The 25,300-nt window shown below is 63.3% G+C and carries 23 protein-coding genes; 7 read left to right on the forward strand and 16 right to left on the reverse strand.

What is annotated here, in order from left to right; genetic code table 11:
- Positions 1-158: 158 nt before the first annotated feature.
- Entirely contained in the window at positions 159-665 is a 507-nt protein-coding gene (locus AWB77_RS16240; protein ID WP_082852672.1) for a plasmid fertility inhibition factor family protein, read from the forward strand.
- Between the two features lie 88 nt (positions 666-753).
- Here the strand turns inward: AWB77_RS16240 and AWB77_RS16245 are convergent, their stop codons facing one another.
- Positions 754-1,770, reverse strand: a complete 1,017-nt coding sequence (locus AWB77_RS16245; protein ID WP_061135484.1) for a LysR family transcriptional regulator — start codon at positions 1,768-1,770, stop codon at positions 754-756.
- 476 nt (positions 1,771-2,246) lie between these two features.
- On the opposite strand from AWB77_RS16245, the gene aspT (AWB77_RS16250) reads away from it, so the two are divergent.
- Genes aspT (AWB77_RS16250) through AWB77_RS16260 form a run of 3 tightly spaced genes read left to right on the forward strand, consistent with a single transcriptional unit; the run spans position 2,247 to position 6,528 of the window.
- The gene (aspT, locus tag AWB77_RS16250; RefSeq protein WP_061135485.1) at positions 2,247-3,929 is read left to right on the forward strand and encodes an aspartate-alanine antiporter; all 1,683 of its coding nucleotides are present in this window, start codon (positions 2,247-2,249) and stop codon (positions 3,927-3,929) included.
- Between the two features lie 4 nt (positions 3,930-3,933).
- Positions 3,934-5,625 carry an aspartate-alanine antiporter gene (aspT, locus tag AWB77_RS16255; RefSeq protein WP_061135486.1) on the forward strand — a complete coding sequence of 564 codons (1,692 nt, stop codon included), beginning with the start codon at positions 3,934-3,936 and terminating at the stop codon, positions 5,623-5,625.
- 54 nt (positions 5,626-5,679) lie between these two features.
- Positions 5,680-6,528 (forward strand): aldo/keto reductase, encoded by an 849-nt coding sequence (locus AWB77_RS16260; RefSeq protein ID WP_061135487.1) that lies wholly within the window; start codon positions 5,680-5,682, stop codon positions 6,526-6,528.
- A gap of 12 nt (positions 6,529-6,540) precedes the next feature.
- Here AWB77_RS16260 and AWB77_RS16265 read toward each other — a convergent pair whose 3' ends face one another.
- From AWB77_RS16265 to AWB77_RS16310, 10 genes are all read right to left on the reverse strand, one after another.
- Positions 6,541-6,960, reverse strand: coding sequence for a hypothetical protein (locus tag AWB77_RS16265; RefSeq protein ID WP_061135488.1), 420 nt, complete (start codon positions 6,958-6,960; stop codon positions 6,541-6,543).
- A 96-nt stretch (positions 6,961-7,056) separates the two neighbouring features.
- Positions 7,057-9,126 carry a dipeptide ABC transporter ATP-binding protein gene (locus AWB77_RS16270; RefSeq protein ID WP_061135489.1) on the reverse strand — a complete coding sequence of 690 codons (2,070 nt, stop codon included), beginning with the start codon at positions 9,124-9,126 and terminating at the stop codon, positions 7,057-7,059.
- The gene (locus tag AWB77_RS16275; RefSeq protein WP_061135490.1) at positions 9,123-9,980 is read right to left on the reverse strand and encodes an ABC transporter permease; all 858 of its coding nucleotides are present in this window, start codon (positions 9,978-9,980) and stop codon (positions 9,123-9,125) included. The genes AWB77_RS16270 and AWB77_RS16275 overlap by 4 nt, the downstream gene beginning before the upstream one ends.
- Positions 9,977-10,984: an ABC transporter permease gene (locus AWB77_RS16280; protein ID WP_061135491.1), complete on the reverse strand. Its 1,008-nt coding sequence runs from the start codon at positions 10,982-10,984 to the stop codon at positions 9,977-9,979. The genes AWB77_RS16275 and AWB77_RS16280 overlap by 4 nt, the downstream gene beginning before the upstream one ends.
- 4 nt (positions 10,985-10,988) lie before the next feature.
- On the reverse strand, positions 10,989-12,650 hold the full coding sequence (locus AWB77_RS16285) for an ABC transporter substrate-binding protein (RefSeq protein ID WP_061135757.1): 1,662 nt from the start codon (positions 12,648-12,650) through the stop codon (positions 10,989-10,991).
- A 126-nt stretch (positions 12,651-12,776) separates the two neighbouring features.
- Entirely contained in the window at positions 12,777-13,259 is a 483-nt protein-coding gene (locus AWB77_RS16290; RefSeq protein ID WP_061135758.1) for a cupin domain-containing protein, read from the reverse strand.
- Between the two features lie 99 nt (positions 13,260-13,358).
- Complete coding sequence (gene fusA, locus AWB77_RS16295; protein WP_061135492.1) at positions 13,359-15,464, reverse strand: elongation factor G; 2,106 nt, start codon at positions 15,462-15,464, stop codon at positions 13,359-13,361.
- A gap of 201 nt (positions 15,465-15,665) precedes the next feature.
- A complete protein-coding gene (locus tag AWB77_RS16300) occupies positions 15,666-16,139 on the reverse strand; it encodes a DUF192 domain-containing protein (protein WP_061135493.1) in 474 nt (157 codons plus the stop codon).
- A 220-nt stretch (positions 16,140-16,359) separates the two neighbouring features.
- Complete coding sequence (locus AWB77_RS16305) at positions 16,360-16,566, reverse strand: hypothetical protein (protein WP_061135494.1); 207 nt, start codon at positions 16,564-16,566, stop codon at positions 16,360-16,362.
- Between the two features lie 418 nt (positions 16,567-16,984).
- On the reverse strand, positions 16,985-17,560 hold the full coding sequence (locus tag AWB77_RS16310) for a pseudouridine synthase (RefSeq protein ID WP_061135495.1): 576 nt from the start codon (positions 17,558-17,560) through the stop codon (positions 16,985-16,987).
- A 222-nt stretch (positions 17,561-17,782) separates the two neighbouring features.
- On the opposite strand from AWB77_RS16310, the gene icd reads away from it, so the two are divergent.
- Positions 17,783-19,039, forward strand: a complete 1,257-nt coding sequence (icd, locus tag AWB77_RS16315; protein WP_061135496.1) for an NADP-dependent isocitrate dehydrogenase — start codon at positions 17,783-17,785, stop codon at positions 19,037-19,039.
- A gap of 157 nt (positions 19,040-19,196) precedes the next feature.
- Here the strand turns inward: icd and AWB77_RS16320 are convergent, their stop codons facing one another.
- On the reverse strand, positions 19,197-19,403 hold the full coding sequence (locus tag AWB77_RS16320; RefSeq protein WP_041730164.1) for a cold-shock protein: 207 nt from the start codon (positions 19,401-19,403) through the stop codon (positions 19,197-19,199).
- An 85-nt stretch (positions 19,404-19,488) separates the two neighbouring features.
- On the reverse strand, positions 19,489-19,863 hold the full coding sequence (locus AWB77_RS16325) for a hypothetical protein (protein WP_061135497.1): 375 nt from the start codon (positions 19,861-19,863) through the stop codon (positions 19,489-19,491).
- A gap of 65 nt (positions 19,864-19,928) precedes the next feature.
- Between AWB77_RS16325 and clpS the strand changes: the two genes are divergently transcribed.
- Both clpS and clpA read left to right on the forward strand, forming a co-directional pair.
- On the forward strand, positions 19,929-20,243 hold the full coding sequence (gene clpS / locus AWB77_RS16330) for an ATP-dependent Clp protease adapter ClpS (RefSeq protein ID WP_061135498.1): 315 nt from the start codon (positions 19,929-19,931) through the stop codon (positions 20,241-20,243).
- A complete protein-coding gene (gene clpA, locus AWB77_RS16335; protein WP_061135499.1) occupies positions 20,240-22,543 on the forward strand; it encodes an ATP-dependent Clp protease ATP-binding subunit ClpA in 2,304 nt (767 codons plus the stop codon). Before clpS ends, clpA begins: the two co-directional genes overlap by 4 nt.
- A gap of 75 nt (positions 22,544-22,618) precedes the next feature.
- Here the strand turns inward: clpA and dut are convergent, their stop codons facing one another.
- The 3 genes from dut to coaBC are packed head-to-tail and all read right to left on the reverse strand — an operon-like array spanning position 22,619 to position 25,292.
- Positions 22,619-23,065, reverse strand: coding sequence for a dUTP diphosphatase (gene dut, locus AWB77_RS16340; RefSeq protein ID WP_061135500.1), 447 nt, complete (start codon positions 23,063-23,065; stop codon positions 22,619-22,621).
- 11 nt (positions 23,066-23,076) lie between these two features.
- On the reverse strand, positions 23,077-24,087 hold the full coding sequence (locus AWB77_RS16345) for an LLM class flavin-dependent oxidoreductase (protein ID WP_061135501.1): 1,011 nt from the start codon (positions 24,085-24,087) through the stop codon (positions 23,077-23,079).
- Positions 24,084-25,292: a bifunctional phosphopantothenoylcysteine decarboxylase/phosphopantothenate--cysteine ligase CoaBC gene (gene coaBC, locus AWB77_RS16350; protein WP_061135502.1), complete on the reverse strand. Its 1,209-nt coding sequence runs from the start codon at positions 25,290-25,292 to the stop codon at positions 24,084-24,086. The genes AWB77_RS16345 and coaBC overlap by 4 nt, the downstream gene beginning before the upstream one ends.
- Between the last annotated feature and the right edge of the window lie 8 nt (positions 25,293-25,300).

Genomic DNA, 25,300 nt, shown 5'->3' on the forward strand with positions numbered 1-25,300 from the left:
CTTTCATGAATCGCGGCTAGGGTGTACAAGTTTATTAGGCTCGCGCGTTTGTTTAGAAGCCTGATTTCGAGCCGTTATCCGGGTAACGGATTAGCACGGTTATTACGTTGTCAGCGAAACACGCGCGCACGGGGCGCGCGCGCCGCAGTCTTCTTCATATGCCGATCATGGACACGATGGTTGCGCCGACCGCCGCAGAAGCGGTCTGGATCGTCAGGCTCCAGAGCCATCCACAATATGACTTCGTGCGCCTGAAGCGGGTATTCACCGATCACGGCTCGCGTCATCAGGTCGTACTCGTCGACGTGAGAAAGCTGCTCGCGTGCGCCGATCGCGACGACACCGATTACGTGCTCAAAGCCGTCGACGACTGGCACGCGGGCAAGGTGCGCGGCATCCGCGAATTCCTCGATCCGGATAATCCGCGCGTGCCGGAAATGCCCTACGTGACCATCAGCGTGCGGCGCTCGCCGGGGCTGCTCGGGCTTCTGGGCGTGCATCGGGAAGGCGTCGTCGCGTTTCGCAACGGTCAGCATCGCGCGCGCTACCTGGCTCATGCAGGCGCGCTGTGCATGCCCGTGGAAGTGCATGAGCGAGAGGCCGGGTTGCTGCGTGAGATGTGCGCGGCGCCGGATGCATCGGGCGCGGAATACGGGGATATCTGAGCGCGGCCGGAACGGACCGCGCGGTAAAGCTTGGTTCTGCCGTGCGATGGGCCAGACGGCTGAAACGCCGTGCTGGCCCTCGTCGTTCTTACGCCCTCAGTTCGCTCGCCGCGGCCGTGGCGCTGCTGCGGATCGGCGCTTGCATCGGCACGTACGACGGCACCGGTGAGCGCGCGACTTCATCGGGACGGCCGCCGTGAGCGGCGAATTCGCGACTCAGGTAATCCAGCGCATAGTCGATGAAAAAGCGCGTCTTCGCGGGCAAGTACTGCCGCCCCGGATAGACGATCGACACTTTCATGTCGGGATCGTCGATCGAATAGCCGTCGAGCAGGCGAACGAGCGTGCCACTCTCGAGATCCGCGTGCACGATGCCTTCGGGCAGAATCGAGAAGCCCATGCCCTTCAGTGTGGCGAGCCGCACCATCAGCCCGTTGTTGACCGAATAGACCGGCGCTAACGTGACCTGATCCGCCGCGCCGTGACGATGGCGGAAATGCCATGTCTGACTCCGCATGTCATTCGGCAGTCCGACCGAGGGCTGCGCCTGCAGATCGGTCGGCGACGCGGGCATGCCGTGCTCCGCGACGAAGGCCGGCGTTGCGACCGGCACGAGCGTGCTGGTGCCGACGGATCGCTCGATCAGCGCGGTGCTCGTCACCATGAATGCCGTGACGATGCCGACGTCATATCCGTCTTCGACAAGATCGACATGGCGCTCGGCGAGCGTCAGCCGAACATTGACATTAGGATACATTTTTCGGAAGCCGTCGATGAGTGGCGTCAGCGTGAGAAGCGAGAGTGCGCTCGACGCCACGACACGCAATGTGCCGCTTGGTTCGCCCTCTGTATGCGTGACCGTCGACTCGAGATGATCGAGTTCCTCCAGTAGGGCGCGGCAGCCTTCCAGATAACGCGTACCAGCCTCGGTCAGCGAAAGATTGCGCGTAGTGCGATTAATGAGTCGAGTCCGCAAATGCGCCTCGAGCATGGCAATTGCTCGCGTGACGAGTGCATTGGAGACATCGAGTTGCTGAGCGGCGCGCCGAAAACTTTCCGTATCCGCCACGCGAACGAAAACGCGCATTGCGTGAATCTGGTTCATCCTGTCTGCCCTCTCTCAAGTGCTGCGCCACGATCCGCCCACGACGTTACATAACGCCAATGCGTGCGGGTTTTTGCTCAACGTGTGAAGACGATAATATGAAGGCATCAAAATATTGCAATGTTTAATTCTAAAGCGCGCTATTTTTTGTCATTTGTAAAGTTTTGTCGCGACAGCAGAGGATCGTTGCAACGCATTGAATTTGCGGGCTATTCATCACTTCGAGCGTCCGGAACGGAAGCGTTTCAATTTCCGTTATGCTTTCGGACATATATTCAGCGAACCCTTAAATAATGATACTTCCTGCGCCAGTCCGATGACGATGAAAAAATCAAGTCGGTTGTGATCACGGGAAAGATTTAAGTTATCGAAGTGACATTTCGCTTATGCGTTTGCGTGAGTTATGCGATTCTTTCGAATACTGACGTCGGCGACATTAAAAAAAATCAATCAGCGTGTAACCGGCTTTGACTCTCATGACATCAGATCTGCTTGCATATCAGCCGGAGATCGCATTGTTTGCGAGTCTCGCTATTGGTTATCTCATCGGTTCGGTGAAACTCGGTCCAATTCAGCTCGGCGGCGTTTGCGGCACGCTGATCGTCGCGCTCATTCTGGGCCAAACCGGTGCACGAATTTCGCCGGATCTGAAGAACATCGCATTCGCACTTTTTATTTTCGCGCTCGGTTTCACCGGTGGCCCGCAGTTTTTCGCGAACATCGGGCGCGGCTGGCGTTACGGCGCGCTGTCGATCGTCGAGATCGTCGTCGTTGTCGCGCTGGTGCTCGGCGCCGTCGTCATCCTGAAGCTCGATGCCGGCACGGCTGCCGGATTGCTCGCAGGCGGCGCGACCGAATCGGCGGTAATCGGCACGGCGTCGGAGGCGATCAACAGGCTCGGTTTGTCCGCCACAGACACCGCGCGGCTGCAAGCCAACATCGTCACCGCTTACAGCGTCAGCTATCTGTTCGGTCTCGTGACGATCGTTCTTTTTACCAGCCAGTTCGCGCCGCTCATCCTGCGCGTGAGCCTGCGAGACGAAGCAGACCGCGTGTGGCGCAAGCTCGGCGGCGACGGCGCGCTCGGCGCGGGACAGACGCCGGCCGCGCCGCCGCTCGCCGGGCGCGAGCTTCGCGTGACGGCGGCCGCGGGATGCACCGTCGGCGAACTGGAAGAGCGGTTTCACGACAACATCAGCATTCAGCGCGTGCAACGCGACCGTTCGATCATCAAGCCGCAGCCGGCGGTTCTGTTGAAACCGGGCGATCTCGTCGTGGTCGGCGGGCGGCGCGAGGCGCTCGTCGAGGCGATTCCCGCCATCGGCGAGGAAGTGTTCGGCGGCGGCGTCTCCGATATCTATGTCGAACGCGCCGACGTGATGCTCACGCGCCGCGCGCTGCACGGCCTGACGCTCGCGCAGGTGCGCGCCCGCGCCGCGCCCGCCGACGCGCACGGCGTCTTCGTCGCGGCCGTGACGCGGCTCGACAGCACGATTCCCGCGCTCTCCGGCACGCAGGTGCATCGCGGCGACGTGCTGACGCTCGTCGGCAACAAGGAAGATGTCGCGCGCGGCGCGTCCCGGCTCGGCTACATCATTCCCGCGACGCAGAAAACCGATTTCGTCTTTCTGGGCCTGGGCGTGCTGCTCGGCGTCGCGCTCGGGCGGCTGTCGGCGCACGTGGGCGGCATCGATCTCACGCTCGGCACCGGCGGCGGCTGTCTGCTCGCGGGGTTGCTGTTCGGCTGGATCCGCTCGCGTTATCCGCTGATCGGCTCGCTGCCCTCGGCGGCCGCGCAGATTCTGAAGGACTTCGGCCTGTGCACGTTCATCGCGGCGGTCGGGCTGTCGGCGGGTGCGGACGCGTTGCGGCTCGTCCGCGAATACGGCATCGCGTTGCCGGTCGCGGGCATCGTCATCACGCTCGGGCCGGCGCTCGCGTCGCTCTTCATCGGACGATGGCTGCTCAAGCTCGACGTGCCGATGCTGCTCGGCGCGATCGCGGGCCAGCAATGCAGCACGCCCGCGATCAGCGCGCTCGTCGGCGTGACGGGCAACGCGACGCCGATGATCGGCTACACGATCACCTATGCGCTCTCGAACGTCTTGCTGCCGTTGCTCGGGCCCGTGATTGTCGGGCTCGCGAGCAAACTGGGCTGACGCGATGGAATGGCTCCACGACATCTTCCGCAAGTCGCCCGAATCGGCGCTCTTTCTGTCGCTCGCGGCGGGCTATCTGCTCGGGCAAATACGCTTCGGCAAGTTTCAGTTGGGTGGCGTCGGCGGCTCGCTCATCGTCGCGGTGATCGTCAGTCAGGCGGGCGTGCAGATCGACAACGGCGTGAAATCCGTGATGTTCGCGATTTTTATCTACGCGGTCGGATACGACTCCGGCCCGCAGTTCTTCAATTCGATCAACCGGCGCACGCTGCGCGAAATCGCGATGGCCGTGTTCCTCGCCGCGACGGCGCTCGCGAGCGTGCTCATCTGCGCGAAGCTCTTCGGGCTGAACAAGGGGCTCGCGGCGGGGCTCGCGGGCGGCGCGCTCACGCAATCGGCGATCATCGGCACGGCGGGCGACGCGATCGCGCGCCTGGGCTTGCCCGCCGCGGAGACCAAGGCATTGCAGGCCGATGTCGCCGTCGCGTACGCGGTGACTTACGTGTTCGGCTCGCTCGGCGCGATCATCGTGTGCGTGAACATCCTGCCGAAGTTCATGGGCCAGAGCCTGCGGCAGGCGTCGATCGACGCGGAGAAGGCGCTCGCGGGCAGCGCGGCCGGCCCCGCGCCGGGGCAGATTCCGGCGCTGCCGGAACTCGTCGGGCGCACGTATCGCGTGACGCGCGACGGCGCGGCGGGGCGCACGGTCGCGCACATCGAAGTCGACGACGGCGACATGATCACGGTCGAGCGCATCCGGCGCGGCGGGCGCGTGCTCGAACCCGAGGCGGACATCGTGCTGGAGGCGGGCGATATCGTGCTCGTCGTCGGGCGGCGCGAGGTGATGGTGGGCGCGGCGGCGCACATCGGCGAGGAAGTCGCGGATGCGGACGGCAGCAGCGTCGTCATGCAGAAGCGCCAGGGCGTCTTCACGAAGCGCGGCACGAACCACGTGAGCATCGCGCAAGTGCGCGCGACCGTCGATCGCGACATGCGGCACGGCGTGTATATCCGGAGCATCGCGCGCGCGGGACATCCGCTGCCGGTGTTGCCGGAAACGCGGCTCGAGCACGGCGACGTCATCACGTTCTACGGCTCGCCGCGCGACACCAAACGCGCCGTCGACGCCGCCGGCTACGAACTGCCGTACACCGACAAGACCGACTTCATCTACATGGGCGTGGGCATCGTGCTCGGGCTGCTGATTGGGCTCATCGTCGTCGATATTGGCGGCGTGCCGCTCACGCTCGGCTCGGGCGGCGGCTGCCTGCTCGCGGGGCTGCTGTTCGGCTGGATGCGCGGCAAGCATCCGATGTACGGCGTGATGCCGCCCGCCGCGTCGCAATTGCTGAAGGACTTCGGGCTCGCGGCGTTCGTCGCCGTCGTCGGCTTGAATTCCGGCTTGCAGGCGGTCGCGACGGTGAAGCAAAGCGGCCTCACGATTTTCCTGCTCGGCGTGTTCGTCACGCTGTTTCCGCTCGTGCTGACGATGCTCTTTGGCCGCTACGTCCTGCGCTACGACAACGCGGCGCTGCTCGCGGGCGCGCTCACCGGTTCGCGCAGCGCCAATCCCGCGTTCGGCGGCGTGCTCGACAAGGCCGAAAGCGCGGTGCCGACCGTGCCGTTCGCGATCACCTATGCGCTCGCGAACGTGCTGCTGACGTTGCTGGGGCCGCTGGTTGTCGGTCTGACGTGAAGCGACGGCGCGCGCCTTGCGCCATAATCGGCTGACACTCAAGGAGGCTCTTTCATGGCCGGATCAGACCAGACGACCGTCACGCTGCCCACGGGCGAAGCGATTCCGAAGCTCGGGCAGGGCACATGGGAAATGGGCGAGCGCCCGAACGCGCGCAAGGGCGAAATCGCCGCGCTGCGCGAGGGCGTCGAGCTCGGCATGACGCTCATCGATACCGCCGAGATGTACGGCGAAGGCGAAAGCGAGAAGCTCATCGCCGAAGCGCTCGGGGACCGGCGCAAGGAGCTTTTCATCGTCAGCAAGGTGTACCCGCACAACGGCAGCGAGCGCGGCGTGCAGGCCGCCTGCGAGCGCAGCCTGAAGCGTCTGAAGACCGATCGCATCGATCTTTATCTGCTGCACTGGCGCGGCGGCGAGAACCTCGAAGGCGTGATCGCGGGATTCGAAAAGTTGAAGGACGACGGCAAGATTCGCCACTGGGGCGTGAGCAACTTCGACACCGACGACATGGAAGAACTCTTCTCGCTCGATGGCGGCGACGCCTGCGCGACCGATCAGATTCTCTTCAACGTCGCGCGGCGCGGTGCGGAGTTCGATCTGCTGCCGTGGCTGCGCGAGCGTGGCATGCCGGCAATGGCGTACAGCCCCGTCGATCACGCGCGCCTGCCGCGCGGCGGCGTGCTGGAGAAGATCGCGGCGGCGCGCGGCGTGTCGGCGTTTCAGGTCGCGCTTGCGTGGGTGTTGCAGCAGCCGCAGGTGTTCGCGATTCCGAAGGCGGCGGATGTCGCCCATGTGCGCGAGAATCGCGCCGCCCTCGATCTTCACTTGTCCGCCGATGAACTCGCGGACATCGATCAGCAATTCAAGCCGCCCAGGTCGAAGCGCTCGCTCGAAATGCTGTGATGCGTCGCCGGATCAGGTGCACGCGTGATGGCCGTGCACCGAGCCGAGCACCGCGACTTCCGCGGGCGTGCGGCGCAGGTCGGCTTCGTTGACCTGCTTCGCATCGGCCAGGAAGTCATCGACGATCGACGATACCGGCGTGTCCGCAAGGCACAGCGAGACGCGCTTCGTTTCGCTATCGGGCAGCGACGTGCGCTGCGACAGGAACAGCACGCCGTATTGATAACCGCGCACGATGCCGCGCACGGCGCCCACGCATTGCCCTTGCGCCGTGTTGTCGGATTTTGCGGCGCATTGCTGCGCGAGCGCGTACGCGGAGAAAGTCGGATCGGCCGCGCCGGACGGCGGCGTTTGCGGCGCGGTCTGCGCGTGCGCGGCCATCGCGACGCCGAAAGTCAGTGCGCAAAGCGCGGCGGAGAGGGCGGGTTTCATCGGTTGAATCCTCGTTGTTGTGAACTATCGAACCGATGAGAGACGCGCAACGCCGCTTTGGTTCCGACGATTGGCCGTATTGCCGTCACTGCGCCGTCACTGAAGTTGCAGCGCGCGCAGTTCGTCGACGGGAATGTGGCAATGGATCGCGTGACCGTCGCCGGCGTCGCGGCAGGGCGGCGTATCCGTTTCGCAGATTGCGCCGATCTTGCGCGGGCAGCGCGTATGGAACACGCAGCCCGATGGCGGATTCGCCGCGCTCGGCAACTCGCCCGACAGACGGATGCGCTTCGCATGCGTCCCGTCGATCGACGGCGCCGACGACAGCAATGCTTCGGTGTACGGATGCTGCGGTCCGTCGAACACGGCGGCCGCGCGCCCGATCTCCATGATGCGCCCGAGATACAGCACCGCGATGCGATCCGACAGATAACGCACCACATGAAGGTCGTGCGAGATGAAGACGTACGAGACGCGCCGCTCGTGCTGCAAGTCCGCGAGCAGATTGAGGATGGCGGCCTGCACGGAGACATCGAGCGCGGACGTGGGCTCGTCGCAGACCACGACGCGCGGATCGCCCGCGAACGCCCGCGCGATCGCGACGCGCTGTTTCAACCCGCCCGACAGTTGCCGCGTGCGCGAGCCGAGATAGCGCGCGGGCAGGCGCACCGCTTCGGTCAGCGTATGCAGGCGCTTTTCCTTCGCCTCGCCGTGCAGCGCGGCGAGCTTCGACAGCGAACGCGCGATCAGTTGCCGCACCGAATGCGCGCGGTTCAGCGCGGAATCCGGATTCTGGAACACGATCTGCAGCGACTTCACCTGTTCCTCGCTGCGCCGGGTGACGCGCTCGGGCAGCGTCGCGCCGTCGAGTTCGAGCGACGCGCCTTTATCGGGCGATACGAGGCCGAGCAGCAGCTTCGCGAGCGTCGTCTTGCCGCTGCCCGATTCGCCGACGAGCCCGAGCGTTTCGCCTTGAACGAGATCGAGCGAGACATCGTGGACGGCGCGCACGTCTTCATCGCCGACGCGGAAGGTTTTCGAGAGATTGCGCGCCGATAACGCGAGCGGCTGATCGGCAACGCCGGCATCGGCGACCGGCACCGGCGCTTCGTCGGTCGCGCGCGGCAGCGTCTGGGCGCGTTCATGGTAATGGCAGCGCGCCATCTGATCGCCGTGCGCCGATGCCACGCGATACGGCGGCGGCGCGTCCTTCAGACACCGCTCGTCGGCGAGCTTGCAGCGCGGCGCGAAGATGCAGCCCTGCGCGATCGATCCCGGCAGCGGCAGCGAGCCGGGAATCGTGTCGAGACGCCCGGTCTCCTTACTGCGGCCTGCGCGCGGCAGGCAGCGCAGCAGGCCGACCGTGTACGGGTGACGCGGTTGCGCGAAGACATCGGCGGTCGCGCCTTCTTCGACGAGCTTGCCCGCATACAGCACGCCGACGCGGTCGCACATGCGCCCGATCACCGCGAGATTGTGGCTGATGAAGAGCACGGCCGTGCCGAGCTCCGCCCGCAATTGCGCAATGAGATCGAGCACTTCGGCTTCGACCGTGGCGTCGAGGCCCGTTGTGGGCTCGTCGAGAATCAGCAGTTCGGGATTGCACGCGAGCGCCATCGCGATGACGACGCGCTGCTGCATGCCGCCCGACAACTGATGCGGATAACTGTCCATCACGCGCTCGGGCGACGCGATGCGCACGCGCCGGAGCATTTCGGCGGTGCGCGACAGCGCCTCGTCGGCGGATGCGCCCGTGACTTCGAATGCTTCGGAGACTTGCCGCGCGATCGTCAGCGACGGATTCAACGCGCGTCCCGGATCCTGATAGACCATCGACACGGCGTTCGCCCGCATGCCGCGCAGCGCGTCGGCGTTGAGCGCGGCGACATCGCGGCCGGCGATCGAAATGCGGCCCGCCTTCACGCGGCCGTTGCGCGGCAGATAACGCAGCACCGCGAGCGCGGCCGTCGACTTGCCGCAGCCCGATTCGCCGACGAGTCCATACGCTTCGCCGCGCTTCACGCGCAAGGTCACGTCCTGCAGCACTTCGCGTTCGCGTCCGCGCGAGCGATATGCAACCGTGAGGCCGACGACCGTGAGCGCGTCGGCCTGATCGCCTTTCGCGGCGCCGAACGTGGGAAATGCCGATGGCGGCGGTCCGTTCATCGGTCGAGCACTCCTTGCACGGCATCCGCGACGAGATTCACTGCGACGACGAGCGACGCGATCGCGGCGGCATCGAACACGACGGTCCACCACGCGCCGCCCGCCATCAGCGTATAACTTTCGGACAGCGCGAGGCCCCAGTCGGCGGACGGCGGCTGGATGCCGAAGCCGAGAAACGAGAGCGTCGCGACGGCGAAGATCGCGTAGCCGAGGCGCACGGTCGCCTCGACGATGATCGGCGGCAGCACGTTGGGCAGAATCTCCGCGAACATGATGTAGAGCGCGTTTTCGCCGCGCAATTGCGCCGCGAGCACGTAGTCGAGATGGCGCTCGCTCAGCACGGCGGCGCGCACGGTGCGTGCGGTGATCGGCGCGAACGTGAGACCGATCACGATAATGACCGTCGTATTGCTCGCGCCGACCGCGGCGAGCGCGAGCAGCGCGACGATGACGAGCGGCAGCGCGAGGAGCGCATCGATCACGCGGCCGATGGCGGCGTCGACCCAGCCGTCGAAATAGCCGACGACGAGCCCGATCGCCGTGCCCGCCGCCGTGCCGAGCAGGGTTGCGAGCGGCGCGATCGTCAGGATGTCGCGCGAGCCGACGATCACGCGCGCGAAGATGTCGCGGCCAAGCTGATCGGTGCCGAACCAGTGATCGGCGGAAGGCGCGACGAGCGAGTTGAGCGGATCGGACGCGTAGGGATCGTGCGGCACGAGCCAGTGGCCGAAGAGCGCGCACACCACCCAGAAGAGCAGGATCAGCACGCCGAGATCGAACGTGGCCGAGCGCAGCAGCGCGCCGAGGGCTTCGAAGCGGCGCGGTTTCGGCGCAACAGCGGTCGCCGTGCTCATTGCGCTTCACCCGTGCGCAGGCGCGGATTGAGCACGACGTAAAGCGCATCCGCGATCAGATTCGCCGCCGTATAGATCACGCCGATGGTCAGCACGCCCGCTTCGAGCATCGGAAAGTCCTTCGCTTTTGCAGCGTTGTAGATCAGCGAGCCGATGCCCTGATAGTGAAACAGCGTCTCCACGACGACCAACCCGCCGATCATGTAGCCGAGCTGCGTCGCGGCGACCGTGACCGTCGGCAGGAGCGCGTTGCGCAGCACGTGCCGCAGGATCACGACGCGCTGCGGCAGGCCCTTCAGGATCGCGGTGCGCGTGTAGTCGGCGTCGAGCGCTTCGACGGTGCCCGCGCGCGCCATCCGCGCGATATAGCCGAAGAACACGAAGACGAGCGGCAGCACCGGCAAGATCAGGTGCTCCAGTTGCGTCAGGATGCCGGCGCCGGCGGGCGCGGTCGCCTCGATCGGCAGCCATTGCAGCCACACGCCGAAGATCAGGATCAGCACGATCGACGAGACGAATTCCGGCACGACGGTCGCCGTCAGTCCGCCGATGCTGATGACGCGATCGATCCATCGGCCCGAATGCAGCGCCGCATACACGCCGCCCGCGATGCCGAGCGGCACCACGACGACGAACGCGAGCGCGCCGAGCTTGGCCGAGTTCCACAGCGCATCGCCAATGAACGGCGCGACGGGCGCGCGAAACGCGTACGACTCGCCCATGTCGCCGCGCAGGAAATGGCCGATCCAGCTCGAATACTGCGTGAGAAGCGGCCGGTCGACGCCGAGCTGATGATTGAGCGCCGCGACCGCGCGCGCGTCGGCAAGCGGGCCGAGAATCGCGCGGCCGACGTCGCCGGGCAGAAGCTGGCCGCCCGCGAAGACGATCATCGACAAAAGCCACAGCGTGACGAGCGCGAGCAAGAGCCGCACGCCTACGAAGCGCACGACGCGTTTCATTTTGGCGAAATCGGCTACGTACGCCGTGGGCGTGATCGTGCTCATGCGTTCAGGCCGAGATCGTTGCGCGGTCGAACCACATCTGCGAGATCGCGTTGAAACGCACGCCCGAGACGCTGGCGCGCGTGACGATCAACTGGTCGTAGAAGTAGGGAATCACGACCGGCGTTTCGTCGAGCAGCAGACGCTGAATCTGGCCGGACAGCTTCTTCTGCGACGCGACATCGAGCGCGGCGACGAACTGCGCGACGAGCTTGTCGTACTCCGGATTCTTGAAGTGCGCCGCGTTCCACGTTCCGGCGCTCGTCAGCGGCGCGTTGAGAAATACGTTCGGCACGCCGCGATGCCCGTAATCGGTGATGCCGAGCGGCGAATCGAGCCAGTCCGACTTGCCGAACGTGCCCGAGCCGTAATAGAGGTCCTGACTCTCGACCTTCAACTGGATGCGAATGCCGATCGCCTTCGCCGCGTTCTGCACGACGACCGCGAGATCGGGAATCTCCATGTACTTTTCGGTCGTGAGCGTGATGTCGAAGCCGTTCGCGACGCCCGCATCGCTCATCAGCTTCTTCGCCTGGGCGATGTCGATCTTGCGTTGCGGCACGGTGAGATCGCTCGACGGAAACACGGGCGCGAACGGGCTGTCGTTGCCGACCTGCGCGCGGCCGCGGAACAATCCCTTCACGATGACTTCGCGATCGATCGAGAGCGCGAGCGCCTGACGCACGCGCTTGTCCTTGAACGCGCCCATGTCGCAGCGCATGTGAATCTGCCGATGCGAACTCGACTTCGTGCCGAGCACCTTGAACTGCGGATTCGTCAGCATCGCAACGCCGCCCTGCACGGTGAAGTCGCCCATCACGTCGGCCTGGCGGCCTTGCATCGCGAGAAGTTGCGCCTGCTGGTCCGCGTAGAAGGAGAACTGCACGCGATCGGGCAGCGACTTCTCGCCCCAGTAGTCGGGATTGCGCACGAACGAGGCGCCCACTGTCGGGGTGTATTTTTCGAGCTTGAGCGCGCCAGTACCCATGAACGTCTTCTCGTACGGGCCGCTGAAATTGGCGGGCAGAATCACCGCGTTATATGTGTTCGAGGAAACGTAATACGGGAAATTGCCGTTGGGCGCGTCGAGATGAAATTCGACCGTGTGATCGTCGACGGCTTTCGCCGAATCCTTCGACAGCACGCCCTTCAGCACGGAGAGCGCCGCCGAGCCCGTACCCGGATCGGACAGGCGATTGAAGGTCGCGACGACGTCCTTGGCGGTCATCGGCTGGCCGTCGTGGAACTTGACGTTGGGGCGCAGCTTGAAGGTCCACACGTCGCCTTTCGCATTCGACGACCACGATAGCGCAAGAGCAGGCCGCAGCGTCAGGTGCTCGCTGTCGTCGTCGATCAGGAATTCGCCGGTCTGATTGATGAGCACGAGGCCCGCCGCGTCCGTCACCGTGAGCGGATCGACCGCGCCCGCAGGCGTCATGTGCGCGACGCGGATCGTGCCGCCGGGCTTGCCCGTGCCTTGCGCGCGCGCGGCGGGCATGCCGAGAATGCCGCCCGCGGCGAGCGCCAGGCCGAGCACGCTCGCATGGCGCAGCAATTCGCGGCGCGTGAGGCGGCCGGCCATGAACTCGTCGATCGCGTGATTGCCCAGCTCGCCCGCGCTCGGGCGGAGCAGTTCGAGTAGATGCGCGTCGGTCGAAGGTTTCTTCATCGTGTGCTTTTCCGTTGTCGTTGTTTGCTGGCCGTCGCCCATGCGGGATCGGCTCGACCGCGCCGTCGAGGTGCATTCAGGTCGAACTAGCAAGGAACGCGCCGCTCCTTGACGCGCCCGTGTGCTTCAGTGATCGTGCGGATGCTTGTGGATCGGATCAACCCAGAAGACTTCCTCGGGCTGCTCTACCGCATCGATGTTCAGATTCACCACCACCGCTTCGTTGTCGCTGCGCACGAGCACGCATTCGAGCGGATCGTCGGTGCTGGCGTTGATTTCCTGGTGCGGCACGTAGGGCGGCACGAAGATGAAGTCGCCGGGACCGGCCTCGGCCGTGAACTCGAGATGTTCGCCCCAGCGCATGCGCGCCTGTCCGCGCACCACATAGATGACGCTTTCGAGCGCGCCGTGATGATGCGCGCCGGTCTTCGCATTCGGATGGATCGTGACCGTGCCGGCCCAGATCTTCTGCGCGCCGACGCGCGCCGCGTTGATCGCAGCCGCGCGGTTCATGCCCGGCGTCTGCGGTGTGTTGGTGTCGAGCTGATCGCCCTTGATGACCTTGACGCCGTGTTCGCGCCAATCGATGTGCTGATGTGGATCGCTCATGTCGCTCATGCCCGTCTATCGTCTGCGGATATGAAAAGTCCGTTGCCGCCATCAAGGAAGCGAGCAACGGACTTCCGATACTACACGGTTCGATCGCGATTATTTCGCTTTCGAGTTGATGATCGCTTCCGACACGTTGTTAGGCGTCTCCGCGTAGTGCTTGAACTCCATCGTGTAGGTCGCGCGGCCTTGCGTGAGCGAACGCAGCGACGTCGAGTAGCCGAACATCTCGGCGAGCGGCACCTCCGCGCGCACGAGCTTGCCGCCGCCGCCCGCGATGTCCTCCATGCCCTGCACGATGCCGCGCCGGCCCGAGAGATCGCCCATCACGTTGCCCATGAAATCCTCGGGCGTTTCGACTTCGACAGCCATCATCGGTTCGAGCAGCACGGGTTTCGCACGGCGCATCGCTTCCTTGAAGGCCATCGAGCCGGCCATGCGGAACGCGTTTTCGTTCGAATCGACATCGTGATACGAGCCGAAGGTGAGGCGCACTTTCACGTCGACGACCGGATAGCCCGCCAGCACGCCGGCCTTCAGCGTTTCCTGGATGCCCTTGTCGACCGCCGGGATGAATTCGCGTGGAATCACGCCTCCCTTGATCTGGTCGACGAACTCGTAGCCCTTGCCCGGATCCGGCTCCAGCGCGATCACCGCGTGGCCGTACTGGCCGCGTCCGCCCGACTGCTTGACGAACTTGCCTTCGACGTCCTCGACCTTGTTGCGCACCGTCTCGCGATACGCGACCTGCGGCTTGCCGACCGTCGCCTCGACGCCGAACTCGCGCTTCATCCGGTCGACGAGAATTTCGAGGTGCAGCTCGCCCATGCCGGAGATGATCGTCTGGCCGGATTCCTCGTCGGTCGTCACGCGAAACGACGGGTCTTCCTGCGCGAGACGATTCAGCGCGATGCCCATCTTTTCCTGATCGGCCTTCGTCTTCGGCTCGACGGCCTGCGAGATCACGGGCTCCGGGAAGATCATCCGTTCGAGGATGATGACGTTCTGCGGATCGCAGAGCGTGTCGCCGGTCGTCGCTTCCTTCAGGCCGACGGCCGCCGCGATGTCGCCCGCGCGCACTTCCTTGATTTCTTTGCGCTCGTTCGCGTGCATTTGCAGAATCCGGCCGAGGCGCTCCTTCTTGTCCTTCACCGGATTGAAGACGGTGTCGCCGGAATTCACGACGCCCGAGTACACGCGGAAGAAGATCAACTGGCCGACGAACGGATCGGTCATGATCTTGAAGGCGAGCGCGGAGAACGGCTCGTCATCGCTCGGATGGCGTTCCGCTTCCTTATCGTCTTCCGTGTGGCCGAGAATCGCGGGCACGTCGACGGGCGAGGGCAAGTAATCGATCACGGCGTCGAGCATCGCCTGCACGCCCTTGTTCTTGAACGCGCTGCCGCAGAGCATCGGCACGATCTCGTTGGCGATCGTGCGTTTGCGCAGCGCGCCCTTGATCTCGTCCTCGGTCAGGCTTTCGTGATCCTCGAGATACTTTTCGAGCAATTCCTCGCTCGCTTCGGCCGCGGCTTCGACCATCTTCTCGCGCCATTCATGCGCGAGGTCCTTGAGGTTGTCGGGAATCTCCTCGTAGGTGAACTTGATGCCCTGGCTCTCGTCGTCCCAGACGATCGCCTTCATCTTCACGAGGTCGACCACGCCCTGGAAGTGATCTTCCGCGCCGATCGGAATCTGGATCGGCACCGCGACGCCCTTCAGACGATCGCCGATCTGCCGCTGCACGCGAAAGAAGTCCGCGCCGACGCGATCCATCTTGTTGACGAACGCGATGCGCGGCACCTTGTACTTGTTCGCCTGACGCCACACGGTTTCCGATTGCGGCTGCACGCCGCCGACCGAGTCATAGACCATGCATGCGCCGTCGAGCACGCGCATCGAGCGTTCGACTTCGATCGTGAAGTCGACGTGCCCCGGCGTATCGATGATGTTGATGCGGTGTTCCGGATAGTTGCCGGCCATGCCTTTCCAGAAGGCTGTCGTCGCCGCCGAGGTGATCGTGATGCCGCGTTCCTGCTCTTGCTCCATCCAGTCCATCGTGGCCGCGCCGTCGTGCACTTCGCCGATCTTGTGCGTCACGCCGGTATAGAAAAGGATGCGCTCGGTAGTCGTGGTTTTGCCGGCATCGATGTGAGCGCTAATTCCAATGTTCCGATAGCGCTCGATGGGAGTCTTGCGGGGCACGTGAACCTCCTGTGGATAAAGTCAGCGCGGCGTGTAGCCAACGCAAGAGCGTCGCGCTGAATCTTTTTAGGATAGCGCGTCGGCAAGCTCTTTGCAGGAATCCTGCCAGCTCCGTGCCCGAGACTTCCCGGAGATTCGGACGCAAAAAAACCGGCGTGTCGGACGACGACGCCGGTTCTTCGATCGTGCGCGAAAGACGCGTTACTGCGCGCGCGGCAAGCCCTTGAGCTGCACGCCTGGCTTGATGCCTTTCGCGGCGAACCAGCCCTTGGGCATTTCGAGCGCGTATACGCCGTTGTTGCGCGGACAGTGGTTGTTCTCGGTCTCGGCCTGCATCTCGTCGATGTCGGTGATCGTGCCGTCCGCGCGGATGAACGCGATCGACAGCGGGATCAGCGTGTTCTTCATCCAGAAGCAATGCACGGCGTTTTCATTGAACACGAAGAGCATGCCTTCGTTTGCACCCAGCTTCGTGCGATACATGAGGCCTTGCTCGCGATCGGCATCGTTGGCGGCGACGGCGGCGTCGATCACGTACATGCCGGCCGTCAGTTTCGCGCGCGGGAAATCGGACGGCTGTTTCGCGCCGGGCGGCATCGTCTGCGCCTGCGCGAGCGGCAATGCGGCGAACGGCAACGCGAGCGCGATCACGCACGCGCGGGCGAGCTTGCCCATATTGCTTCGTTGAGTCGAAAAGCGCGAGACGAGATTCACGGCAAAGCTCCCATTCCATATTGATTGTCTGGACCTGAACCGGCCAAACCACGCGCATGTTACTCGATGCGCAGACACAAAACAAAAGGGCAGATGCCTTGCGGCCATCTGCCCTTCAACGCCGTAAGTACGGCGGTAATGCTTCGTTCTTGACTTCGCTATACCGCCTCTTACAACAAACTTACTGCGCTGCCGAAGCTGCTTCCGGAGCCGAAGCGGCTGCCTTGTGCGACTTCTTGTGCGACGACTTGTGCGACTTCTTGTGAGCCGACGACTTGTGAGCCGACGAAGCAGCTGCCGGAGCAGCAGCAGCCGGTGCCGAAGCTTCTTGTGCGAACGCAGCGGTTGCGAACAGGCCAGCGACGAGAGCAGCGATCAGTTTGTTCATCTTTACATCCTCAGCGAGAGTTGATTAACCAGACGACCCGGTCATTGAGTCATGTCGGTAAACGAGCCACCTACCTTTCGGTTGACAGTCTTATCGACTATTTGATTTTCGATAAGACCGTGAACGCTTGAACCTTTCAAACACCCTGGAGCACACAGGTTGTTGTAATCAGTTATTCGCTCATGCCGGATAGCTTTATGCGGCATCTGAGGCCCTTAACGCATCGCGAGAAGAGTCGGTTGACGCGAGTGACAAAGAAATTGCGCAGCAGACCAAAAAATATTCGATGCGCGTTTTGATATCCGCTTTGATGTTGTTCCGATCCACCACGCGCGCTACTCGATCTTCATGACACGACGTTTAAACGCATTCGCGAAACGACGGCGCATTGCTTATTTTCGAGATAATTGAATGCCATTCAACGAACGCGCTGCCACGGCGCGCGCGATTCGACCTCGACGCTTTCGCCGGGCGCGAGGCCGAGCGTGAAGATATCGAGCGCGCCGATCGCGACGCGCACAAGGCGCAATGTAGGGAAGCCGACGGCGGCCGTCATGCGTCTGACTTGCCGGTTCTTGCCTTCTGTGATCGCGAGTTCGATCCACGTCGTCGGGATGGCTGCGCGATAGCGGATCGGCGGCGTGCGCGGCCAGAGCGCATCGGTATCGCTTTGATCGACGAACGCGGTGCGGCACGGCTGCGTCACATGGCCGCCGATATCGACGCCGTTCGCGAGACGCGTCAAGGCGGCTTCGTCGGGTGCGCCTTCGACTTGCGCCCAATATCGCTTCACGAGCTTGTGACGCGGCTCCGCGATGCGTGCCTGCAATGCGCCGTCATCGGTGAGCAGGAGCAGACCTTCGCTGTCGGCGTCGAGCCTGCCCGCCGGATACACGCCCGGCGTCTTCACGCAGTCGCCGAGCGACGACCGCGTTTCGTGCGGGGAGAACTGGCAGATGGTGCCGAAGGGCTTGTTCAGGGCGATGAGTGACATGCGAAGGCGGCGCGCGGCGTGATCTGATGCGGCATCTTAATCCATGCGCCTCGCGGCCTCGGGCGCGCCGGGGCTGGCCAGCATGGTTAGAATGATGCGGTGAACATCATCGCGCGTCATTACGTACGTCATCGTGTACGCGAGGCCGCGCATGCTGCATCGCATCGCTCGCTAACCAGTCTGATTGCTTCCATTCAAGTCCGGCCATATTTGGAGTCGACCATGCCGTATCAGCACATCACGGTTCCGGCGGACGGTGACAAGATCACCGTCAACGCGGATTTCTCGCTCAACGTTTCGGATCAGCCGATCATCCCGTATATCGAGGGCGACGGCACGGGCGTCGACATCACGCCTGTCATGATCAAGGTCGTCGATGCGGCCGTGGAAAAAGCCTACGGCGGCAAGTGCAAGATTCAATGGATGGAAGTCTTCGCGGGCGAAAAGGCGACGCGCGTCTATGGCCCGGACGTGTGGCTGCCGGACGAAACGCTCGACGTGGTGAAGGAGTTCATCGTGTCGATAAAGGGGCCGCTCACGACGCCCGTCGGCGGCGGCATCCGCTCGCTGAACGTGGCGCTTCGTCAGCAACTCGATCTGTATGTATGCCTGCGGCCCGTGCGCTACTTCAAGGGCGTGCCCTCGCCGGTGCGCGAACCGGAGAAGATCGACATGGTGATCTTCCGCGAGAACTCGGAAGACATCTACGCGGGCGTCGAATGGCCGGCGGAATCGCCCGAAGCGAAGAAGGTCATCAAGTTCTTGCGCGAGGAGATGGGCGTGAAGAAGATCCGCTTTCCGGATTCGTCGGGGCTCGGCATCAAGCCGGTGTCGCGCGAGGGCACGGAGCGGCTCGTGCGCAAGGCGATCCAGTATGCGATCGATAACGACCGCCGCTCGGTCACGCTCGTGCACAAGGGCAACATCATGAAGTTCACCGAAGGCGCGTTCCGCGACTACGGTTACGCGCTCGCGCAGAAGGAGTTCGGCGCGGAACTGATCGACGGCGGTCCGTGGATGAAGGTCAAGAATCCGAAGTCGGGCAGCGATATCGTCGTGAAGGACGTGATCGCCGATGCGTTCCTCCAGCAGATCCTTCTGCGTCCCGCCGAATACGACGTCATCGCGACGCTCAACCTGAACGGCGACTACATCTCGGATGCGCTCGCGGCGCAGGTGGGCGGCATCGGCATCGCGCCGGGCGCGAACATGTCGGATTCCGTCGCGATGTTCGAAGCGACGCACGGCACCGCGCCGAAGTACGCGGGCAAGGACTACGTGAATCCGGGCTCGGAAATCCTGTCGGCGGAAATGATGCTGCGCCATCTCGGCTGGTTCGAGGCGGCGGACCGGATCATCTCGTCGATGGAGCAATCGATTCTTTCGAAGCGCGTCACCTACGACTTCGCCCGCCTGATGGAAGGCGCGACGCAGGTATCGTGTTCGGGCTTCGGAGAGGTGATGATCGAAAATATGTGAGGACTCACCTCAATTCGAACTGGTAACTAAAAACCCCGGAAGACCTACGTCTTGCGGGGTTTTTATCTGGCGTGAGCGCCCCATGTATGCTGAGAATGTGGGGCGTAAAAAAACCCGGCGCGAAGGCCGGGTTTCAGCAGCAACGTCGATCGAACGGTCAGACTGCATCCTGGATGTTCGAAGCCTGTTTGCCTTTCGGTCCCTGGACGATCTCGAAGCTGACCTTCTGGCCTTCCTTGAGCGTCTTGAAACCGTTCATCTGAATCGCCGAGAAATGTGCGAACAGATCCTCGCCGCCTTCATCGGGCGTGATGAATCCGTAGCCTTTCGCGTCGTTGAACCATTTGACCGTACCAGTAGACATTCGTACTTCCCCTCTAACTCTTGTCGCACCCAGAGCACGCTCGAAAAGCTCGACGGCACACCCCACAATGTGAACCGCCCCCTCCTCACAAGCTCACCTCGGCCTCTTTTTTCGTCCGTGGTTGGCCCCCGGAAAAAAGTGCCAGTTTGATTGTTAAATCTCTTAAATCGGGTGTCAAGGAATTTTTGGGATAGCCGTTAAGCTCGTTGCAAAGAGCGCATTCGTAGGGTAATTCCTGCATTGCGTGTGCGCTGCCGTCCAAGCACGCCATCTTGAAAAGTCGCATAATCGACTCACTTGTGTGATACCCGGCGGCCCGCGGCAACTGGTGCTCGGTTTGTTTTTTTTGAAGCTGTGCGATACTGGTTTCGACGAGGTGCAAGCGGGCCGTGCCGAAATGTTGGGCAGCGGCAGGATTCAGTGGAGCGTCGCTGCGCACGCGCACTTTCCAGCGTTTCATTCCGGCCGAATGGTCGGTGCTGGAGCGGCGATTGCGAGGACGTCCGTGTTGTTTAGAATGGATGTATGGCGACAAATCCCAACAAGCAGGATGGCACGGTACTGGAGCGGCAGGAGCAGAAGCTCAAGAAGCCGGCCATGTACAAGGTGGTGCTGCTGAATGACGACTTCACGCCGATGGAATTCGTCGTGATGATCGTGCAGGAATACTTCAATAAAGATCGTGAGACTGCGACGCAGATCATGCTGAAGGTTCATCGCGAGGGCAGGGGAGTTTGTGGGGTCTACACGCGAGACATTGCGTCGACCAAAGTTGAGCAAGTCGTTAGCCATGCACGGCAAGCGGGTCATCCGCTGCAGTGCGTGATGGAGGAAGCATGATTGCCCAGGAACTGGAAGTCAGTCTGCACATGGCGTTTATGGAAGCACGTCAGGCGCGGCATGAGTTCATAACGGTCGAGCATCTCTTGCTCGCCCTGTTGGACAATCCGACCGCGGCTGAAGTGTTGCGCGCCTGCGCAGCCAACATTGAAGATTTGCGTCAGAACCTGCGCAATTTCATTCATGACAACACGCCGACCGTGCCCGGCACGGACGACGTCGATACTCAGCCGACGCTTGGTTTCCAGCGCGTGATCCAGCGCGCGATCATGCACGTGCAATCGACTTCGAACGGCAAGAAGGAAGTGACCGGCGCGAACGTGCTGGTCGCGATTTTCGGCGAGAAGGATTCGCACGCCGTGTATTACCTGCAGCAGCAGGGCGTCACGCGTCTCGATGTCGTGAATTTCATTTCGCACGGCATCGCGAAGACGAACAGTGGCGATGCCGCGAAGACGAACAACGAAGCCAATCCGGAATCGGAAGACGCTGCCGCGCAGAAGGAAACACCGCTTGCGCAGTTCACGCAGAACCTGAATCAGCTCGCGAAGGACGGCAAGATCGATCCGCTGATCGGCCGCGAACTGGAAGTGGAGCGCGTGGTGCAGGTGCTGTGCCGCCGCCGCAAGAACAATCCGCTGCTCGTCGGTGAAGCCGGCGTCGGCAAGACCGCGATCGCCGAAGGTCTCGCGTGGCGCATCACGCGCGGCGAAGTGCCGGACATTCTCGCCGACGCGCAGGTGTACTCGCTCGACATGGGTGCGCTGCTCGCGGGCACGAAGTATCGCGGCGATTTCGAGCAGCGTCTGAAGACGGTGTTGAAGGAACTGAAAGAGCGACCGCACGCCATTCTGTTCATCGATGAAATTCATACGCTGATCGGCGCGGGCGCGGCTTCGGGCGGCACGCTGGATGCATCGAACCTGTTGAAGCCGGCGTTGTCGTCGGGCCAGTTGAAGTGCATCGGTGCAACGACGTTCACGGAATATCGCGGCATTTTCGAAAAGGACGCGGCGCTGTCCCGCCGTTTCCAGAAGGTCGATGTTACCGAACCGACCGTCGAGCAGACCGTGGCAATCTTGCGCGGCCTCAAGACGCGCTTCGAAGAGCATCACGGCGTGAAGTATTCGTCGGGTGCGCTGTCGGCGGCGGCGGAACTGTCGGCGCGCTTCATCACGGATCGTCATCTGCCGGACAAGGCCATCGACGTGATCGACGAAGCCGGCGCGGCGCAACGCATTCTGCCGAAGTCGAAGCAGAAGAAGACCATCGGCAAGAGCGAAATCGAAGAGATCATCTCGAAGATCGCGCGCGTGCCGGCGCAAAGCGTGTCGCAGGACGACCGCAGCAAGCTGCAGACGCTGGATCGCGATCTGAAGGCGGTCGTGTTCGGCCAGGATCCGGCGATCGACGCGTTGTCGGCGTCGATCAAGATGGCGCGCGCGGGACTCGGCAAGACGGACAAGCCGATCGGCGCGTTCCTGTTCTCCGGTCCGACGGGCGTCGGCAAGACCGAAGTCGCTAAGCAACTGGCGTTCACGCTGGGCATCGAACTGTTGCGCTTCGACATGTCGGAGTACATGGAACGCCACGCGGTGAGCCGTCTGATCGGCGCGCCGCCGGGCTATGTCGGATTCGATCAGGGTGGTTTGCTGACCGAAGCCGTCACGAAGAAGCCGCATTGCGTGCTGCTGCTCGACGAAATCGAGAAGGCGCATCCGGACATCTACAACGTGCTGCTGCAGGTCATGGACCACGGCACGCTGACGGATAACAACGGGCGCAAGGCGGATTTCCGCAACGTCATCATCATCATGACGACGAACGCGGGCGCCGAAGCGATGGGCAAGGCCGTGATCGGCTTCACGTCGCGCCGCGAGTCGGGCGACGAAATGGCCGACATCAAGCGCATGTTCACGCCGGAGTTCCGCAACCGTCTGGACCAGATCATCAGCTTCCGCTCGCTGGACGAGGAAATCATCCTGCGCGTGGTCGACAAGTTCCTCATGCAACTGGAAGATCAGCTGCACGAGAAGAAGGTCGATGCGGTCTTCACCGATTCGCTGCGCAAGCATCTCGCAAAGCACGGTTTCGATCCGCTGATGGGCGCGCGTCCGATGCAGCGTCTGATCCAGGACACGATCCGTCGTGCGCTGGCCGACGAACTGCTGTTCGGCAAGCTGGTCAACGGCGGCCGCGTGACGGTCGATGTCGATGCGGACGACAAGGTCCAGCTGACGTTCGACGAGAACTCGGCGCCGCCGCGCAATCCGAATCCGGAAGCGATCGAAGTAGATTAAGAGAAGGGGTCTTGAAGTGCGAACGGCGCGGTGTCGACACCGCGCCGTTTTTTTTTCGCGCTCGCGCGATGAAGCTCAGTGCTTGCCCGTGCTGCCGAAGCCGCCCGCGCCGCGCTCGCTCGCTTCGAAGTCGTCGACGATATTCAACTGCGCCTGCACGACCGGTACGATCACCAACTGCGCGAGACGCTCCATCGGATTCAGCGTAAAGGCGGTGTCGCCGCGATTCCACGTCGAGACCATCAGTTGGCCTTGATAATCCGAATCGATCAGCCCGACGAGATTGCCGAGCACGATGCCGTGCTTGTGACCGAGACCCGAGCGCGGCAGGATCAGCGCGGCGTAGCCCGGGTCGGCGAGATGAATCGCGAGACCGGTCGGCACGAGCACGGTCTGATGCGGTTCGATGACGAGCGGCGCATCGAGGCACGCGCGCAGATCGAGGCCCGCGCTGCCGGGCGTGGCGTAGGCGGGCATGAAGTCGCGCATGCGCGCGTCGAGAATCTTGACGTCGAGTTTCATGGAATGAGGCGTTATGCAGGCGATTGGCCGAGTTCGAAGGCTTCGGCCAGGAGTTGATAGGAGCGCGTGCGCGCGGCGTAGCTGCCGGCGACCGTGATGACGATCAGTTCGTCGGCGTCGAATTGTTCCTGCAGCGCGTGCAGCTTCGCGGTCACGCGCTCGGGCGTGCCGATGATGTTGCGCGCTTTTTCGTGTGCGATCACCGCGAGTTCGCGTTCGCCGTAGACCTGAGAGACGCCTTGCGCGATCGATGGAATCGGCTGGTTCAGCCCGTACGCCATCTGCACGCGACGGAGATCGACCGCGCGTTCGAGTGCCTCGGCTTCGCGGTCCGTGTCGGCGCAAATGACGAATACGGCGGCGGCGAGATACGGCTTCTTTTCATGGCCCGGCGTGAAACGCTCGCGATACGCCTGAGCCACCCGATGCCCGTACTGCGCGTTGATGAAATGCGCGAACGCGAAGCGGATGCCTAGTTGCGCGGCGAGCAGGCCGCCGAATTCGCTGGAACCGAGCATCCACAACTCGGGGCGCGTGTCGATCTGCGGTTGCAGCAGCACGCCTTTGGCGAGGGCATCGTCGGGAATGTTGCCGCTGAAAAGCGCGATCAGTTCGGCGACTTGCTGCGCAAACACATCGCCGCGATTGTACGAACCTCCCGCGACCGCCTGCGCGGTATGCATGTCGCCGCCGGGCGCGCGTCCGACGCCGAGATCGACACGGTTCGGAAAGAGCGCTTCGAGCATCATGAATTGCTCGGCCACTTTGAACGACGAGTAATACGGCAGCATCACGCCGCCCGAGCCGATGCGAATGCGCTTCGTCAGACTGCCGATGCGCGCGAGCATCACCTCGGGACACGGATTCGACACGCCGTACAAGCCGTGATGTTCCGCGCACCAGTAGCGCGTATAGCCGAGATCGTCGGCGAGTTGCGCGAGATCGAGCGTGGCCGCGATCGCGTCGGCGACGCTGTGACCGTGAATGACCGGCGTCTGGTCGAGTACCGAGAGTTTCGTCATGACAGGAGCGAGCCGCCGATGCGAGGCGCGCGCTTCGCGATTTCCGCGATCAGCGTGCGCGCGAGTTGCTGCTTGTCGGCGCGCGGCAGCGGCGTCGTCCCGCTTTCCTCGAACAGCACGACTTCGTTGTCGTCGCGACCGAATGCGAGTTGCCCTATATTGCCGATTAAAAGCGGCACGCCCTTGCGCTTGCGCTTTTCGGCACCGTGCACGTCGAGGTCGCCGCTCTCGGCCGCGAAACCGACGCAGTAGGGCGGATTCGGCAGCTTCGCGACCGTCGCGAGAATGTCGGGATTTTCGACGAAGGTGAACGTGGGCAAGGCATCGGCGGACTTCTTGATCTTCTGCTCGCTCACGTGTTCGGCGCGCCAGTCCGCGACCGCCGCGACCGCGATGAAGATGTCGGCGTCGGGCGTCGCGGCCATGACTGCATCGTGCATGTCCTGCGCGGTCTGCACGTCCTCGCGATACACGCCCCACGGTGTCGGCAGGGAAACCGGACCCGCGACGAGATGCACGTCCGCGCCCGCTTGCGCTGCCGCGCGTGCGAGCGCGAAGCCCATCTTGCCCGACGAGCGGTTCGTGAGGCCGCGCACCGGATCGAGCGGCTCGAACGTCGGACCCGCCGTGATGAGCACGCGCTGACCGCGCAGGATCTTCGGCTGGAAGAACGCGCAGATTGCTTCGAACGCGGCTTCCGGCTCGATCATGCGGCCGTCGCCCACTTCGCCGCACGCCTGCGAGCCCGAATCGGGACCGAGCACTTCGACGCCGTCAGCGCGAAGCTGCGCGACGTTGCGTTGCGTCGGCGGGCTTTGCCACATCTGCCGGTTCATCGCGGGCACGACGAGCAGCGGGCAATCGCGCGCGATGCACAGCGTCGAGAGCAGGTCGTCGCACATGCCGTGCGCGAGCTTCGCCATGAAATCCGTCGATGCCGGCGCGATGACGATCGCATCCGCCTCGCGTGAAAGATCGATGTGCGGCATGTTGTTCGGCATGCGCGCATCCCACTGCGACGTGTAGACCGGACGGCCGGAGAGCGCCTGCATCGTGACGGGCGTGATGAACTGCGTGGCCGCTTCCGTCATCACGATCTGCACCGTCGCGCCGGCCTTGACGAGCAGGCGCGTCAGTTCGGCGATCTTGTAGCAGGCGATGCCGCCGGTCAGCCCCAAAACGAGATGTTTGCCCGCGAGTTCCAACTTGCCTC

The organism is Caballeronia fortuita, assembly GCF_001544835.2.
Taxonomy (GTDB): domain Bacteria; phylum Pseudomonadota; class Gammaproteobacteria; order Burkholderiales; family Burkholderiaceae; genus Caballeronia; species Caballeronia fortuita.